General features: G+C 41.7%; 15 protein-coding genes. 7 read left to right on the top strand and 8 right to left on the bottom strand.

The window, feature by feature from the left end; translation table 11 throughout:
• Positions 1 to 108: 108 nt before the first annotated feature.
• A complete protein-coding gene (locus ACQKL5_RS19185; protein WP_427610468.1) occupies positions 109 to 1,374 on the bottom strand; it encodes an NAD(P)/FAD-dependent oxidoreductase in 1,266 nt (421 codons plus the stop codon).
• Between the two features lie 204 nt (positions 1,375 to 1,578).
• On the opposite strand from ACQKL5_RS19185, the gene ACQKL5_RS19190 reads away from it, so the two are divergent.
• Entirely contained in the window at positions 1,579 to 3,180 is a 1,602-nt protein-coding gene (locus ACQKL5_RS19190) for a putative polysaccharide biosynthesis protein (protein WP_427610469.1), read from the top strand.
• 122 nt (positions 3,181 to 3,302) lie between these two features.
• Positions 3,303 to 4,025 carry a pseudouridine synthase gene (locus ACQKL5_RS19195; protein WP_427610470.1) on the top strand — a complete coding sequence of 241 codons (723 nt, stop codon included), beginning with the start codon at positions 3,303 to 3,305 and terminating at the stop codon, positions 4,023 to 4,025.
• 83 nt (positions 4,026 to 4,108) lie between these two features.
• Here the strand turns inward: ACQKL5_RS19195 and ACQKL5_RS19200 are convergent, their stop codons facing one another.
• A complete protein-coding gene (locus ACQKL5_RS19200; protein WP_402874705.1) occupies positions 4,109 to 4,330 on the bottom strand; it encodes a DeoR family transcriptional regulator in 222 nt (73 codons plus the stop codon).
• A 563-nt stretch (positions 4,331 to 4,893) separates the two neighbouring features.
• Between ACQKL5_RS19200 and ACQKL5_RS19205 the strand changes: the two genes are divergently transcribed.
• From ACQKL5_RS19205 to ACQKL5_RS19215, 3 genes are all read left to right on the top strand, one after another.
• Positions 4,894 to 5,244 carry a hypothetical protein gene (locus tag ACQKL5_RS19205; protein ID WP_427610471.1) on the top strand — a complete coding sequence of 117 codons (351 nt, stop codon included), beginning with the start codon at positions 4,894 to 4,896 and terminating at the stop codon, positions 5,242 to 5,244.
• A 254-nt stretch (positions 5,245 to 5,498) separates the two neighbouring features.
• Positions 5,499 to 5,915, top strand: coding sequence for a MarR family winged helix-turn-helix transcriptional regulator (locus ACQKL5_RS19210; RefSeq protein WP_427610472.1), 417 nt, complete (start codon positions 5,499 to 5,501; stop codon positions 5,913 to 5,915).
• Between the two features lie 28 nt (positions 5,916 to 5,943).
• Positions 5,944 to 7,608, top strand: coding sequence for an FAD-binding protein (locus tag ACQKL5_RS19215; RefSeq protein ID WP_427610473.1), 1,665 nt, complete (start codon positions 5,944 to 5,946; stop codon positions 7,606 to 7,608).
• A 71-nt stretch (positions 7,609 to 7,679) separates the two neighbouring features.
• Here the strand turns inward: ACQKL5_RS19215 and guaC are convergent, their stop codons facing one another.
• The 6 genes from guaC to ACQKL5_RS19245 all read right to left on the bottom strand — a co-directional run bounded on the left by guaC (position 7,680) and on the right by ACQKL5_RS19245 (position 13,507).
• Complete coding sequence (gene guaC / locus ACQKL5_RS19220) at positions 7,680 to 8,663, bottom strand: GMP reductase (protein WP_427610474.1); 984 nt, start codon at positions 8,661 to 8,663, stop codon at positions 7,680 to 7,682.
• Positions 8,664 to 8,791: 128 nt separating this feature from the next.
• On the bottom strand, positions 8,792 to 8,971 hold the full coding sequence (locus tag ACQKL5_RS19225) for a hypothetical protein (RefSeq protein WP_427610475.1): 180 nt from the start codon (positions 8,969 to 8,971) through the stop codon (positions 8,792 to 8,794).
• 46 nt (positions 8,972 to 9,017) lie between these two features.
• Complete coding sequence (locus tag ACQKL5_RS19230) at positions 9,018 to 10,964, bottom strand: FtsX-like permease family protein (protein WP_427610476.1); 1,947 nt, start codon at positions 10,962 to 10,964, stop codon at positions 9,018 to 9,020.
• Entirely contained in the window at positions 10,954 to 11,715 is a 762-nt protein-coding gene (locus ACQKL5_RS19235) for an ABC transporter ATP-binding protein (protein ID WP_427610477.1), read from the bottom strand. Before ACQKL5_RS19235 ends, ACQKL5_RS19230 begins: the two co-directional genes overlap by 11 nt.
• A gap of 101 nt (positions 11,716 to 11,816) precedes the next feature.
• Entirely contained in the window at positions 11,817 to 12,821 is a 1,005-nt protein-coding gene (locus tag ACQKL5_RS19240) for a sensor histidine kinase (protein WP_427610478.1), read from the bottom strand.
• Positions 12,818 to 13,507 (bottom strand): response regulator transcription factor, encoded by a 690-nt coding sequence (locus ACQKL5_RS19245; protein WP_427610479.1) that lies wholly within the window; start codon positions 13,505 to 13,507, stop codon positions 12,818 to 12,820. Before ACQKL5_RS19245 ends, ACQKL5_RS19240 begins: the two co-directional genes overlap by 4 nt.
• Positions 13,508 to 13,917: 410 nt before the next feature.
• On the opposite strand from ACQKL5_RS19245, the gene codB reads away from it, so the two are divergent.
• Positions 13,918 to 15,186: a cytosine permease gene (gene codB, locus ACQKL5_RS19250; RefSeq protein WP_427610480.1), complete on the top strand. Its 1,269-nt coding sequence runs from the start codon at positions 13,918 to 13,920 to the stop codon at positions 15,184 to 15,186.
• Positions 15,176 to 16,456, top strand: coding sequence for a cytosine deaminase (locus tag ACQKL5_RS19255; protein WP_427610481.1), 1,281 nt, complete (start codon positions 15,176 to 15,178; stop codon positions 16,454 to 16,456). Before codB ends, ACQKL5_RS19255 begins: the two co-directional genes overlap by 11 nt.

Raw genomic sequence — 16,456 nt, forward strand, 5'->3', positions numbered from 1 at the left:
TTTCATTTTACAAGAAAAGACGGTTTTTTTGTATGCTTTTTTCAATAGAAAAAGGGCTGCCCTCAAAAGTCATTTTCCTGACTTTTGGGACAGCCGCTTCTTAAGGTTTTATGAACGAGCATATAGCGCAGCATTCATGCCGGCTAGACGGCCGGTTACTAAAGCTGAGGTGATATTATAGCCGCCCGTATATCCGTGAATATCCAAAATTTCCCCACAGAAATACAATCCGTCCATTAATTTGGAGGCCATTTCCTTAGGTTGGATTTCTTTGACGGATACACCGCCGCCGGTAACGAATGCTTTTTCAATTGACTGGGTGCCATGGACTCCGAATTGGAAGTCTTTGCATAGTTCGGCGAAACGGCGTATTTTTTCATTCGAAATCGTCGCACCTTGTTCTTGAAGGTCGATTCCGCTCCGTTCCAGCAAGAAGTGGAGATAACGTTCCGGTACCAGACCTTTTAACGTGTTTTTGATGGCTTTTTTTGGTTCGGCCTTGATTTCCTTCAAGATATCCTGGAAAACTTCATCTTTGTTTCGATCTGGAAGGGCATCGATTTTCATCGTTACTTCGGGAAGGTTCCATTTTTTCATGGCCTTGACGACGAACTGGCTGCATCGAAGAACGGCTGGACCTGAAACACCGAAGTGGGTAAACAGCATGTCCATTTTATGCGTAATCAACGTTTTTCCTTTAGGGTTTAACACACTCAATGAAACATCACGAAGGGCGAGACCTTGCAGTGTTTTTTCCTTAATGAATGTCTCATTACTTAGGACCGGCACTTCCGTCGGGAACAAATCGGTAATCGTATGTCCGGCCTTGCGTGCCCATGCATAGCCATCACCGGTTGAGCCGGTTTGCGGGACGGATTTCCCTCCGACAGCTATCACGACGGCATCAGTTTCAAAGATTTGTCCATCTTTTAACCGGACACCACTCGTTTTACCATGATCATAGAGAACTTCGGCAACCGGTGAATTCTTATAGATTTTCACCTTTAAATCAGCCAAGCGCGTCAACAGGGCATCGACGACACTTTGAGCTTTATCGTTGACCGGGAACATCCTGCCATGATCTTCTTCTTTTAGGGCCACGCCTAACTTTTCGAAGAATTGTATAATGTCTTCATTGTTGAATTCCGAGAAAGCACTATATAAAAATCGCCCGTTTCCAGGGATATGCTGAATGATTTCATCGATGGAGAGTCGGTTCGTCACATTGCAACGCCCACCGCCCGAAATCGCTAGTTTTCTACCTAACTTCTCGCCTTTATCCACTAATAATACGTGGGAACCTTTTTCGCCAGCTGCAATGGCTGCCATTAAACCGGAGGGTCCCCCGCCAATTACTATTACATCATATTTCAAAAGTATCACGCCTTTATCTTTTCAGTCTCTTCATTATATAGCAATACCTCGTTAGAATGCGAACTACAATAAAAAGGAATGATATGTTTGTATATTATCGACGAAAACGATAAACTTGAGTGTAGTTTTCTATAGAAAAAATCCTTTATTATGTTAAGATAAAGAGCGTGTGAAACGTAACTGAAAGAGGCAGGAAGGGATAAAATGTCGTCTAAGTTTTTAAAAGGGGCTTTTATATTAACCCTGGGAGCGATAATTTCCAAGATTCTTGGTTTATTTTACGTCATCCCATTCGAACATATGGTTGGAAATAAAGGGGCTACACTTTATCAATATGGGTATGTTCCCTATACGATATTCATTAGTTTCGCCACGGCAGGTATGCCGCTTGCTGTTTCTAAATTTATATCGAAGTATAATGCGCTCGAAGAATATGCAGTAGGAGAAAAGCTGTTCAAATCGAGTTTGAAATTAATGGCTATTACTGGTCTCCTTGCCTTTGTGATTCTTTATTCATTGGCACCGGTGCTAACAATTTTATTTGGTGCTAATCAAGATAGTGCCAGTGATGTTACGGCAGTCATCCGGGCGATCAGTTTCGCCTTGATTCTTGTACCGTTCATGAGTATCATCCGTGGTTATTTCCAAGGACATGAAGCGATGGAGCCAACTGCGATTTCACAAGTGGTCGAGCAAATCGTCCGGATTGTTTTTTTACTAGCTGGTGTGTATGTTGTCCTGCATGTCCTTGATGGTGAATTGGTGAGAGCCATTCAAATGGCAACTTTCGCGGCGACTGTCGGCGCACTTGGCGGTTTGGTCGTCTTGTTTTGGTATTGGAAGAAACAAAAACCGTATTTGGACAGCTTGATGGAGAGAGACCGGGGAACGATGTCCATCTCTATCATCCAGATTTATAAAGAAATTTTCTTGTCATCGATTCCATTCATCTTTGTCGGGATTGCGATGCCGTTGTTCCAAATTGTGGATACGATGACTTTTAATCGGGCGATGTCCTCAATTGGATTGTTGCATGTGGCAGAAGAGGCACTTGGGGTACTTAACGTCTATGCCCAAAAACTTGTCGTCATACCGATGACGCTTGCTACTGGGTTTTCCATGGCGCTGTTGCCATCGGTGACGAAGGCGTATGTAAGTGAGGATCAAACTGAATTCACCCGTCAGCTCGATCAGGCTTTTCAAATTTTATTATTTATTACGATTCCGGCGGTTGTCGGCATGTCGGTGCTTGCAGATCCCATTTATAGTGCCTTCTACAGCCACGACTTGCTAGGGATTAGCGTGCTGAAAGCCTATGCACCAGTTTCGGTTCTCTTTGCACTCTTTTCGGTTTCTGCCGCTGTATTACAAGGAATCAATCAGCAGAAATATACAGTGCTCAGTTTGCTTGTCGGGTTTTTGGTCAAGCTTAGCTTGAATATCCCGTTCATCAAACTGTTTGAAACGGAAGGGTCGGTTTATGCGACAGCATTGGGCTATTTAGCGGCCGTTCTATTGAATTTGTACGTCATCACTTATTTCACGGGATATCGTTACAGTCTTACTATTAGAAGGACCATCTTGATGACGACGTTTTCCGCAATCATGGGATTTGGCGTGTGGGGTCTTCATAGCTTGTTAACTCTATGGTTAACCTCTGAAGGGCGCTTTCAGGCCATACTGATTACAGCTGTATGTGCAATTTTTGGAGCACTCATCTATGCGGCTCTTTCCTTGAAAAGCAAACTGGCTCACCGTTTATTCGGGACACGTATCGACAGATTAAGGAAAAAACTCGGTTTATGAAATACATGTTTAATATGTAAAAATCAGGGTAAAGGTATAGTATCCCCTGATTTAAATATATTGGCCTTGCCTGTCATGAAAATGGGCAAGGCTTTTTACTGAAAAGGCTTTAGGAGGAAACAATGAGAATAGATAAAATACTATCCAATATAGGGTATGGAAGCAGGAAAGAAGTGAAAAAGCTCCTGAAATCTGGAGCCGTGAAGGTCAATGATAGGGTATTGAAGGATGCTAAAGAACAGGTGGATCCTGATGTGGAAATCGTAACGGTTCATGACGAGCGGGTTGAATATAGAGAATTCATTTATTTAATGATGAATAAGCCCCCAGGTGTATTGTCCGCAACGGAAGACAAACACCAAGAGACGGTCATAGATATCTTGGAACCGGAGGATGCAGTCTTCGAACCATTTCCCGTAGGGCGACTGGATAAAGATACAGAGGGACTGTTGTTGATCACTAATGACGGAAAGCTTGCACACCAACTCTTATCCCCGAAGAAACATATTCCGAAAACGTATTTTGCGGTCATTGACAGCGAAGTCACGGATCGGGATATCGAAGCATTCCGTGACGGTGTCACACTCGACGATGGATATAAAACGAAACCAGGTGAGTTGAATATCTTAAAGTCAGGTTTGACTTCAGATATTGAATTGACGATTATGGAAGGGAAATTCCATCAGGTGAAGCGGATGTTTGAAGCTGTCGGGAAAAAAGTCGTGTATCTGAAGCGTCTTTCGATGGGAAGTCTGCAGCTCGACGAGGAACTAGAACTCGGAGAATACCGGGAGTTAACGGCCGAAGAACTTGAACAGCTGAAAGCCGGTCAACCTGCTGAGTAATGAAACCAGAGAAAATGAGGCGGACTACTGATCCGCCTCATTTTACTTTAACATATCGATTTTGTTCGGGTGGTATTTCTTTTTTAAGATGACATCTTCACTTTTTTGCTTGTTGTTGTCCAAACACCACGGCTTGGGCTTTGAACAAGGTCGTTGTACTCTAGGACATTTAAATCGCGTTGTACTGTTCGAGGAGTGATGCCAAATTCTTCTACAAGCTCTTGAGTAGAAACCGTACCGTTGTTACTAATGAACATATAAACGGATTTAATACGGGTTAACATGCGATTTGTTGAAGGTTTCAAACAAAATCACTCCTATTCTTTTCATTGTTATTCTGAACAAATGAAAACAACCGATATGTCGGACAGCATTTCAGCTGCCTCTATGTACGTACTATACCCACCCTTTAACTCCTCGGAAACATGAAGAAAAAAACAAGATGCCATTTGCTTTATTTTACCCCTATGCAAACATAAATTCCATACCAAATTTTAGAATTAACTAAATATTACATTTATTATACTTGAATTTGGCGAAAATATTCATTTAACATCCAAAATAAATGACTTTCAGGGTAGAATGGCATTATGAGACGACCTGTATACTCATTATTTTATCGATTTTTCGAAGGATTATTCATAGTAAGATGTAAATCGATGGGAAGACCTTCACTTCTTCTCTGCGAATAACCTCTCCATGGCAACAAGCATATAATACTATATTTACATCATCATATCTCGTTATAAAGTAAGGATACGCTTGATGGCTGATGTTTCCGGTGTCATAATTACTAGTAAGTAAATGTCCCTGATATCAAGGCGATTTTGCAGGAAAAATAAATATAACCATATACGAGGTATAGCATATGAACGAGAGATTAATGGAATTTCTATTGCGGGACGAAGTGTCCAGGCTTACTGGCATGAAGCGAAAAGTGTATGAGTTTATCGTGTATGAAGAAGACTACCTAGCTTCAAAAGCGGATACGGTCGATCAATTTATGAGATTATTGGTGAAGCATTCTCCTCCGCGTCTTGCAGCCCGACACTTTAATATGACGTATGAGGAGATTATTCGCTTCATGCATGAAATTGAAGATGAGTTAAGCGCACGGCTAGAAGAAAGATGTAAAAAAGTGAAATGGATGGATCTCACGGAAAAGAACCAGCAGGCATTTGAGGATGACCATAAAAGGTTATATCTCTTTGTAAATTGAGAAAAAGAATAAACGGTGCTCTTATCCATATGCGCACCGTTTTTTGTTTTGTAAGGTTTAGAAGGCCAAGCCCATTGCATAGTGGGCATGGCCTTCTTTTGTTTCATTTGTTCGAGAAAGGTAGAAGGGCAAGCCTTCTAAAAACCCATTTCCCTTCATAGTCATACTATAGATATGTTATTTGTAAGATTCTTGGTAGTAAGAGATTTACGTGTAAAGGAAGTGGAAAGGGATGGACTATGAGAGAAGAAGAATTGTCAACACTATTTGAGCTGTTTTGGATCCTTAACAAGCGTTGGGCACAGGAGTGGGTTTCTAGTAGCGAGCATGGCTATTCCGTTACACAGGCACTTGCCTTAGAGATGTTAGAAGCAGAGGGAAGGTTGATGGCTTCTCATTTGGCTGTATCCCTCTCTCTTTCGACGGGAGGGATTACCGGAATCACTGATAAATTAGTCAGAGATCAGCTTATTCAAAGAACACGTAATAAAGGGGATCGAAGGATTGTTTACCTTGAAATCACTGAGCAAGGTAGAGAGTTACTTAAAGTCTTGAGAAACCAAAGAATCGAGTTAATGGAGAAATTTCTTGAGCCCTTATCTAAGATGAAGATGCAGGAATTGCTGAAGTTCAATAAAAAACTGTACAAACACACCTGCGTTTCCGATTAATGACAAAACGGTATAGAGGAGGAATAAGATGGATTGGGATGCTAGTTATGATGTTTTGGTAGTCGGGTCAGGAGCAGCGGGATTGACAGCGGGTCTAACGGCACAATTGAAAGGAATGTCCTCTTTAGTGCTGGAAAAGACCGAGTTATATGGTGGCTCGACTGCATTGTCGGGTGGGGCCGTTTGGATTCCGATGAATCAGTATTTGGAAGAAGCGAATGTGGGCGATTCAACAGAAGAAGCTCGTGCCTATTTGGATGCGACAGTTGGCGATCGTGTTCCTTCAGAGCTGAAAGAAGCCTATTTAAATCGAGGTCCAGAGATGCTTCGTTATTTACATGAACGTACCAAACATATACGGTTTGAATATACGCCTGGCTATTCAGACTACTACCCTGAGAAACCGGGGGGCTTTTCTAAAGGCAGGTCAGTGGAACCGGTACTTTTTGATTTACGTCAATTAGGGGAAGAACGTAAAAAAATGAGACGAGCAAATTTACCGACATATGGAATGGTGATGAACTCTTATGAATTTCATAAATTAAATATGATCAAGCGGGTTTTTGCAGGTAAGAAGATGGCATTAAGAGTCGGCATGCGCTTGATGAGAAGCGTATTAACTGGATACCGTCCTTCGGCATTAGGGGAAGCTCTCGTTGGAAGTTTACGACTCTCTTTAGGAGAAGCAGGCGGGGAGTTATGGTTATCGACTGCCTTTTGCGATTTTGTGCTCGAAGATGGGAAAGTAAACGGGTTAGTGGTCGAGCGTGAAGGAAAGAAGATGAATATACAAGCCCGTCGTGGTGTAGTGCTTGGTGCTGGTGGGTTTTCGCATAACCAAGTGCTTAGGGAGAAGTACCTGCCTGCTCCGACTTCAACAGAATGGACTTCCGCTGCCGAAGGGCAAACTGGCGATATTATTGAAGCAAGCCTTCGTGCCGGTGCAAAGCTGGATTTGATGGATAAAGTATGGGGAGCACCTTCAGCTATCCCGCCTGGAGAAAAGCCATTCTTCTTAGTTGCAGAACGTGGGATTCCCAATATGATTGTGGTAAATAGCGGAGCGGAACGGTATCTCAATGAAGTTGCACCCTATCATGAGTTCGTTGACCGGATGTATGAAAACGATAAAACGGGTGCCCATACGATTCCTTCATGGTTGATACTCGACAAGACTTCCAAAAGCCGTTATATGTTTATGGGACTCTTACCTGGACAAAGCTTTCCGAAACGGTGGGTGGAGAGTGGTTACATAAAGGTCGGGAATTCCCTTGTTGAAATTGCTGAAAAAACAGGATTGCCGGTCGACAATTTAACAGCGACCCTAGATAGGTTCAATCGGTTTGCGCGGGAAGGAAAAGATGAAGACTTCCATCGTGGTGATAGTGCCTATGATCACTATTACGGAGATCCCACTTTACCTAATCCTAATCTTGCTCCCATTGAAAAGGCTCCTTTTTATGCAATCCCGATTTATCCGGGTGATATCGGAACGAAGGGAGGATTGACGATTGATCAGCATGCAAGGGTGTTACATGAAAATGGTAGCCCCATTATAGGGTTATATGCAGCTGGAAACTGTTCAGCCGCTGTAATGGGAGAATCCTACCCGGGTCCAGGTGCAACAATAGGCCCCGCTATGACATTTAGTTACATCGCTACGGATCATATGGCTACTGATCGTGGTGAGTGAGAATCAATAAAATAAAAACAACCGGGTGAGCAAAACCTTGTTAGGCTGCTTACTCACCCGGTTGATAGGGGTCAATAGATTTTGTCACCATTGAAGATTGAATTCTTCACAATCACATAGTCAACGGTACGAATCGCTTCGAGCTTGTTACCACCAGCATAAGAAATAGAAGATTGAAGATCTTGTTCCATTTCTTTCAATGTATCTTGTAAAGCACCTTTGTGCTCGACAAACATTTTCTTGCCTTCAACATTTTTCTTTTCACCTTTTTGGAACTCTGAAGCCGACCCAAAATACTCTTTAAAGGCCTTTCCATCTTTTTCGACAGTTTCCCCTGGAGATTCATCATGACCTGCAAATAAAGAACCAATCATCACCATGGTCGCACCGAATCTAACGGACTTCGCGATATCACCATGTGTACGAATTCCACCGTCAGCAATAATGGGTTTGCTTGCAGCTTTTGCACATAGGCGTAATGCGGCCAATTGCCAACCGCCCGTACCGAATCCGGTTTTGATTTTCGTAATGCATACCTTACCTGGTCCGATTCCGACCTTGGTAGCATCAGCACCGGCATGTTCTAATTCTCTTACTGCTTCAGGCGTCCCAACATTTCCTGCAATGACGAAACTCTCCGGTAAATATTGCTTAATATGCTGAATCATCTTGATTACTGCATTGGAATGACCATGGGCAATATCTATTGTAATGTAATCGGGAACAAGCTGTTCTTCTGCAAGTTCTTGGATGAATCCATATTCTTCTTCTTTGACGCCTACACTAATGGAAGAGATCAATTCACGAGCATGCATATCTCTAATAAAGGATTTTCGCTTTTCTGGTTCAAATCGATGCATGATATAGAAATAACCATTTTCCGCTAAGTAAGTAGCAATCTTTTCGTCTATTATCGTTTGCATATTGGCAGGTACCACAGGTAACTTAAATGCATGTTTACCCAATCTTACCGTTGTATCACATTCCGAGCGGCTATCAACTATACATTTTGCGGGAATTAATTGAATATCTTCGTAATCAAATACATTTTCCAACATTAACACCTCTATATACGAATATTATATTATTTTATTATAAAAATTGTTCGCCCATTGGTAATTTACATCATTTTCATTAGTAAGTCAAAGATTTTATTTTGTAAATATTCATTCAAATTCAACAATCATGCTGTACCATAGGAAAAACGGACATGATTCTGCCATGGATCATGTCCGTTTTTCTGTATCAATGGAATGCCGCCAATGCCGTGAATAAAGCAAAATAGTTCATTCAAGCCTGATGCCTCTTTAAAAAACGTAATAGGGAAATCGTTCAACAGGTGATGATGTGATAGATAAGACATGCCAAAAGCTCCAGGTCTCTTTTGGACCTGGAGCTTTTGGTTAGGTTTAAAGGGAATCCTTAATCACCTTTTTGTAATGGAAAACGGAAAGGATACCAAAAATTGAGTACAATATGGTGTAGAGGACCATGACGATGATCATAGGTGTCCAAATTTCCGTACCGAAGAAGAACCAGCCGGATTTAACGGCAAAGTAGCTGTGGAATAACCCGACGAATAACGGAATTCCAAAGTTGAAGACCTGTTTGGCCTGAATTCCTTTTAACAAATCACTTTGTGTAAAACCAAGTTTTCGCAATATGGTATAGTTCGCCTTTTCATTTTCGCTCTCATCCATTTGTTTAAAATAGAGGATACATCCTGATGTGATTAAGAACGTTAATCCTAAAAAGCCGACGATGAACATCGTAAGACCCATATTCATTTTTATACTTTGCAGTTCTTGGAATTGTGAAGCACTATACTCTTTATTTTTGAAAGCGATTGTATCGAAAACATCATTTGCTTTTTCAATATCATCTTTATTCTTTAGATCAATTCCATAATAAACGGAATTTTTCATTTGCCTTTCAGGGTCTACGTCCTTTTTCAAACGGTCAAAGACTGTTTGATCGACAATGGCGACTGGCAATCCGCCATTCGTTAAATAGGAGGGGAGGATGGAATCGTCTTTTGGTCCTAAATAGTTTTGGGGAATGCTAACATTTCTCCCCTTCAATTCAATTTTCCCGGAATCACTGAGTGATGTGAAACTCTGTAGTGCCGCACTATACCCGCTAAAGATGGTCTCTTTCGGTGTGACGTCGATGCTCTTCACCGACCGGTCACTCACAATCGCTAGGCTCATGATATTCGGGTCGAAATTCGCTTCTTCTAGGGCACTCTCCAGTATATCTTCTATATTGACTTCTGCCCAAATGACCTCTATCTTATTTTCGTCAAATCCGATTGATTTAGTTGCCAAAGCTTCTTTTAGTTTGTTTGAATCCTCTCCATTGGCCAGGGCAAAGTCAGAAGGTATATAGGATTTGGCCATCTTCTCCGATGAGTAATAAGAGATATAGGTTAAGGATAATAATCCGATTGCAAGAGCGGAAACGGTCGTGATGATGGTCAGTAAAACGGAATTGGATTTCATCCGGAACATGATGGATGAAATCGATAACACTTCATTGATGTTCAGGTATCCATTTTTCTTCTTGCGGATCATATTAAAGATAAAAGAGACAGATCCCTTATAAAATAGGTAGGTTCCGATGATGACGGATCCCAAAATGAATAGCATGGCTATTAATAGCGAGTTCGTTTGGGTGAAAGATCCATCGAATAACTTCGTTGACACATAATAGCCGGCAATGATAAGGATGATTCCAGCCATACCAAGGATCATTTCAAGAATCGAGACCTTCTTCACCTTGCCTTCTGTGCTTGAAGTTACCCTAAATAGCGCTAATATGGTCTGTCTCTTAATGAATACATAGTTCATCAACATGATGAATAGATAGATGATACTAAACACGATCAGAGTCTGTATGAATGGTTGGATGGTAAAGTGAAGCGCAGCGATTGCCTGGACGCCCGTCACTTTGTACAATATCATGATAATCAATTTTGAAGCCGCAAAGCCTACAAATATCCCAAGGAATACAGAACAGAAATACAGGATGAAGTTTTCAACGCTCAGGATTCGGAAGATCCTGTTTTTGGTCATGCCTATCAATTGAAACAAGCCGATTTCCTTACTGCGCCGTTTGATGAAGATGCTATTGGCATATAAAAGAAAGATGGAAACGATAGCAATCAATAAGATGGAGGCTGCTCGAATGGCAGCTCCCCCCTTAATCGTGCCACTTGCTTCGTCCATCGATGGATCATATTGCAGGGTGACAAAAGCAAAATAAAGGGAGGCACTGAAGATTAAAGCAAAAACGTACAGATAATAATTCTTTAGGTTCTTTTTCAGACTGCGAAAGATGAGTTGATTAATGCTCATTTTGCACCCCACCTAGTACAGCTTGGGTTTTCATGATGTCTTTGAAGAAGGTTTGTCTCGTTTCTTCTCCTTTATTCAACTGGGAATAAATCTGTCCATCTTTAATGAAGATGACGCGACTACAGTAACTGGCTGCCACAGAGTCATGCGTAACCATGATGATGGTGGCTTTACGTTTTTTATTTAAATCACTCATCTTGTTCAATAAGTCGGAAGCGGCCTTTGAATCAAGGGCGCCTGTCGGCTCATCGGCGAAAATGATGCTTGGTTCATGGATGAAGGCCCGTGCAGCAGAGGTGCGTTGCTTTTGACCGCCGGAAATCTCATTGGGATATTTGTCCTTGATCTCATATATGCCAAGTTCATTTGCGAGTGTTTCGAATTTTTGCTCGGCTTCTTTTCTCGGTGTTTTCGTAATGGATAAAGGTAAAAGGATATTTTCCTTGACCGTCAGTGTGTCCAATAAGTTATAGTCCTGGAAGATGAAGCCTAGATGATTCTTGCGAAATGCAGCCAACTTCTTTTCCTTCATACTGGAAATTTCTTTTCCTTCGATAATAATGGTTCCTGTGCTAATCTTATCAATCGAGGAGAGGACATTCAGCAGCGTGGTTTTTCCTGAACCGGATGCTCCCATGATACTCACGAATTCTCCTTCGTGTATGTTGATATCCAACCCTTTCAAGACTTCTTGTTTATTAAATTTATTGCCGTAGCTTTTATGGATTTTCTTCGCTTCTAGTATATTCATTCCAATACACTCCCTTAATTTCGATATCTTCATTATAAAAGTCTTGGCCTCTCATTTCCTTCGATTGGCCGAACAAAGAACAAAAGCATGTGACATCTTTGTCACATGCTAAGGAATTTTACGAATTGATTTCGTTTCGGAAAGGTCAAGGTGAAGGTGGTTCCTTCACCGAGAGTGGATTGTACGCTTATATCAATTAATAAAGAATCGGCGACTTTTTTGGTTAAATATAATCCCATCCCCGTCGCCCCGTGGTCTTGATGATTGATCGTTGATGTGAAGCCCTTATCAAAAATGCGGGGAAGGTCCCTTGGGTCGATCCCGCGGCCAGCATCCTTCACTTCGAGGATTGTTTGTCCATTGGATTCATGGCTCTGTATCAAAATATCGGATTCTTCACTATATTTGATGCTGTTGGTCAAAAGTTGCCGGATGATAAATGAGATCCATTTACTATCGCTCAAGCACTCGGCCTTTTCCAATTGGATATCGAATCCAATTCCTTTTTGTATGCACCATGACTGTAAGGTCTTAATCTCATCGAAAATGATCGATTCCAAATCCGTGTGACCGATATATAAATCATTTTCCATGAAGGGCAGGCGCCGTTGATGTAATTGCTGATCAAGCAAAAGGTGGATACGGAGCCATTCATACGTCATATGAGATTTGAGTTCTTCATCTTGTATGCGATCCATCATTAAATGTAGAGCCGTCAAAGGCGTTTTCACTTCATGAATCCAAGCTAATAATTCGTCTTTTTCTTGCTCCAATGTCATTTGTCCTTGTGAAGCCGTCTGTTGCAAGTAGTCAATTTGATTGCTGATACTTCTTTCAATGATTTGTTCAAAAGGGCTTTCCGGTTCCGCTATATTGGACAAATCCAAATTATCTTCCCGTTCCACTAAGCTTCGATAGAATTTGGTTTCCTTTTTGTAGCGGACGGTCAAAAAAATGAAGAACATGATGAATGATAAAAAGACCATATAGAGAACAGGGGTTAAGGGGATTGCCGAATCAACATAGGCGACAAAAATGATAAATAAATGAAAGAAAGTGTAGAAAGCAATCCAGCTAAGCCGTTCGATTATAAAATTCTTAATCATCCGATATCCTCTTCGACCGCTATATAGCCTTGTCCGACTTTCGTTTCGATGAACTGCCCCAAACCAAGTTCATCGAGTCTTTTTCTCAATCGGTTTACATTGACGGTCAGTGTATTATCGCTGATAAAACGCTTATCATTCCATAAACTATTGATTAAATCATCGCGGCTTACAATCTTATTCTTCTGCTCAATCAGTCTTTTTAAAATGAACACTTCATTCTTTGTCAGCTCGATTGTGCCTGTTTCATTCGTGACTGTATTCTTTTCATAATCCAAGGTGGCGCCGCACCAGGTTTTGAGCTCGATTTTTTCTGTATTGTAATTATAGACACGGCGAAGCGTCGCTTGTATCTTGGCGATCAGTACATCAAAATGAAAGGGTTTTTGGATGAAATCATCTGCGCCAAACTGCATGGACATCACGATGTCGGTAGGATGGTCACGTGATGATAAAAAGAGAATGGGTACATTCGAGTGGTTCCGAATCATCCTGCACCAATGAAACCCGTCGAATTTAGGCAACTGGATATCGATGATGACCAAGTCGGGCTTAATGGCTGTGAACTCCTGCATCACCTTACTAAAATCCTCAATGCCATGCACATCATAGGACCATTGTGCCAATCTATTTTTAATCTCGTTGTATAACGTCGTATCATCTTCAATTAACAAGAGTTTGAACAAGTAAGGTCACCACGCTTTTTATCATTTTAATGAAAGTATATAGTAAATTCTTTTTAGGTTCTAGAGGAGGAAGCGATTTTGGATGGCATCAAAGGCGCTATCATTTTCTTGAGAAACAATACGTTTGAATTTCATCGTAGTCTCTACGTGTAGTCCTTTTTGATTTGTGGTGCCATCTTAGTATTGACTTACCATCTTTTTTTTGGAATAATGTTAATAATTAAATATTGGTATCTTTAATTCAGTCCCGTGAGGCTGACAAGGACAACGGATTTTTATGATGTAGGAGATGTCCATGCATTTTTTTGCCTGGCTACCATTCGTCATAATGCAGAAGAGGTTTATTGTCGGTTGATGACTATAGACCTCTTTTTTCTTTGTGGGTATCAGTTTAAAATGGAGGAGACGTTATGGAAAAAGTAGATGCAGAGTTTTCATGGCAAGCTGTACCGCAAGGAAGTCGCAATAATTTTTGGAAAGTTCTGTCCATTATGCTGGGGTTCACTTTCTTCTCGGCAAGCATGTGGTCGGGAGGGGAATTGGGAACAGGATTAACATTGGTTCAATTCCTTCTTATCGTATTAGCGGGGAATTGTGTACTCGGCATCTATACGGGGGCGTTGGCCCATATTGCCGCCAAGACCGGTCTTTCTACACATCTGCTTGCAAAGTATGCCTTTGGTGATAAAGGCTCTTATGTGCCTTCTTTATTGCTGGGGCTAACGCAAGTAGGCTGGTTTGGAGTAGGGGTGGCGATGTTCGCGGTTCCTGTCGAAAAGGCAACAGGGATTAATGTCTATCTATTAATTTTAAGTTTTGGCTTGATGATGACGATATCAGCTATCTATGGTATTAAAGCGCTCGTGCTGTTAGGATTCGTTGCTGTCCCGGCCATTGCCATTCTGGGTAGCTACTCGGTATTTGAGGCAACCGAAACAATTGGTGGGGTTCAGGGGTTGCTAAACTATCAACCTTCTGAAATGATGGGAGTGGGTGCTGCCTTAACCATCTGCATTGGTTCATTCATCAGCGGGGGTACCTTGACGCCCGACTTTGCCCGCTTTGCCAAGACGACTCGGTCAGCTGTTGTCGCAACTGTGATAGCCTTTTTTCTAGGCAATTCATTGATGTTCATATTCGGGGCGATTGGGGCAATGACGTACGGCGTTTCGGATATTTCGGAAATCATGTTCTTGCAAGAGCTGATTTTGCCGGCGATTATCGTATTAGGACTGAATATTTGGACAACGAATGATAATGCCCTATACGCTTCGGGATTGGGGTTTGCCAATGTTACGAAAATTTCCAAGAAGAAGCTTGTCGTTGTTAATGGAATTATTGGCACATTGTTAGCGATGTGGCTTTATAATAACTTCGTCAGTTTTTTGAATGTACTAGGAGCAGCAGTCCCGTCGATCGGGGCCATTATTTTAGCAGACTACTTTATCGTGAAACGCAGGAAATATGAAAAGTTGGAAGAGATGTTTTTTGAAAAGGTCAATTGGTTATCGATGATAGCTTGGGCAGGAGGTGTCACTTTGGCCCAGTTAGCACCTGGCATCGTGCCAATTAATGCCCTGATCGGGACCGTCGTCCTCTATGTTGCCTTGATGAAACTTGTACCTACTAATAAAAATCACGATAATCTAAGAAGAGGTGTACAATCTGATGCTTATTAAACATGCTAAATTAAGAGGAAAAGAAGGTCTTTGGAATATTGTTGTCAGAGAAGGAATGATAGACTCAGTTGAGCAGGTACTTAATGAGTATGATGATAACGAGTTGAATCAGCCAATTTATGATGTGGAGGGGTCACTTGTTTTACCCCCCTTTATTGAACCGCATATCCACCTTGACACGACGTTGACGGCAGGAGAGCCAGAGTGGAACCAAAGTGGGACTTTATTTGAAGGAATCCAGCGTTGGTCCCAGAGAAAAGAGTCCTTGACGAATGAAGATGTAAAAACCAGGGCAAAAACGGCTTTGAAATGGCAAATCGCTCAAGGAATCCAGCATGTTCGGACACATATCGATGTGACCGATCCGGATCTTACGGCTCTAAAAGCCATGCTCGAAGTAAAAGAAGAAATGTCAGACTTCGTTGATTTACAGTTAGTGGCTTTTCCACAGGAAGGAATCTTGTCGTATCCAAATGGAACGGGATTACTGGAAGAAGCGCTAAAAATGGGTGCCGATGTTGTAGGGGGCATTCCGCACTTTGAATTCACTCGCGAATATGGAGTGGAATCGATGAAGATTGCGTTTGATTTAGCGGAAAAATACGACCGTCTCGTGGATATACATTGTGATGAAATCGATGATGAGCAATCACGTTTTGTCGAAGTCGTCGCAAACGAAGCTTACGAGCGGGGACTAGGTACACGAACGACCGCCAGCCATACGACGGCAATGGGTTCATATAATGATGCTTATACATATAAGTTGTTTCGCTTATTGAAGCTTTCATCCATAAACTTCGTATCCAATCCATTGGTGAATATTCACCTTCAAGGAAGGTTCGATACGTATCCAAAACGAAGAGGCTTAACCCGTGTCAAAGAATTACAGGAAGCAGGACTGAACGTATGCTTTGGTCACGATGACATATTCGACCCATGGTATCCACTAGGAACAGGGAACATGTTGCAAGTGCTGCATATGGGCATTCATGCTTCTCAACTAATGGGATACGAGCAAATTGTCAATTCCATCGATTTAATTACCGCCAATAGTGCAAAAACCTTACAGATTGAAGACCACTATGGAATTGAGGCGGGAAAACCTGCCAACTTTATCGTTTTGTCGGCAGAAAATGAATACGAAGCAGTCCGTAAACAGGCCACGGTACGCTATTCCTTCAGAAATGGGAAATTGATTGCCGAAACAAAGCCAAGGGAAACGACCATTAATTTGGGACAAGGTATAGAGAACATTACTTTTAATAAATGA

This window comes from Peribacillus sp. NPDC097675 (assembly GCF_050277655.1).
GTDB lineage: Bacteria > Bacillota > Bacilli > Bacillales > DSM-1321 > Peribacillus.

Coding starts and splice junctions, on each gene's coding strand:
- ACQKL5_RS19190 (WP_427610469.1), top strand. CDS start 1,579: ATGTCGTCTAAGTTTTTAAAAGGGGCTTTTATATTAACCCTGGGAGCG.
- ACQKL5_RS19195 (WP_427610470.1), top strand. CDS start 3,303: ATGAGAATAGATAAAATACTATCCAATATAGGGTATGGAAGCAGGAAA.
- ACQKL5_RS19205 (WP_427610471.1), top strand. CDS start 4,894: ATGAACGAGAGATTAATGGAATTTCTATTGCGGGACGAAGTGTCCAGG.
- ACQKL5_RS19215 (WP_427610473.1), top strand. CDS start 5,944: ATGGATTGGGATGCTAGTTATGATGTTTTGGTAGTCGGGTCAGGAGCA.
- ACQKL5_RS19225 (WP_427610475.1), bottom strand. CDS start 8,971: ATGTCTTATCTATCACATCATCACCTGTTGAACGATTTCCCTATTACG.
- ACQKL5_RS19230 (WP_427610476.1), bottom strand. CDS start 10,964: ATGAGCATTAATCAACTCATCTTTCGCAGTCTGAAAAAGAACCTAAAG.
- ACQKL5_RS19235 (WP_427610477.1), bottom strand. CDS start 11,715: ATGAATATACTAGAAGCGAAGAAAATCCATAAAAGCTACGGCAATAAA.
- ACQKL5_RS19240 (WP_427610478.1), bottom strand. CDS start 12,821: ATGATTAAGAATTTTATAATCGAACGGCTTAGCTGGATTGCTTTCTAC.
- codB (WP_427610480.1), top strand. CDS start 13,918: ATGGAAAAAGTAGATGCAGAGTTTTCATGGCAAGCTGTACCGCAAGGA.
- ACQKL5_RS19255 (WP_427610481.1), top strand. CDS start 15,176: ATGCTTATTAAACATGCTAAATTAAGAGGAAAAGAAGGTCTTTGGAAT.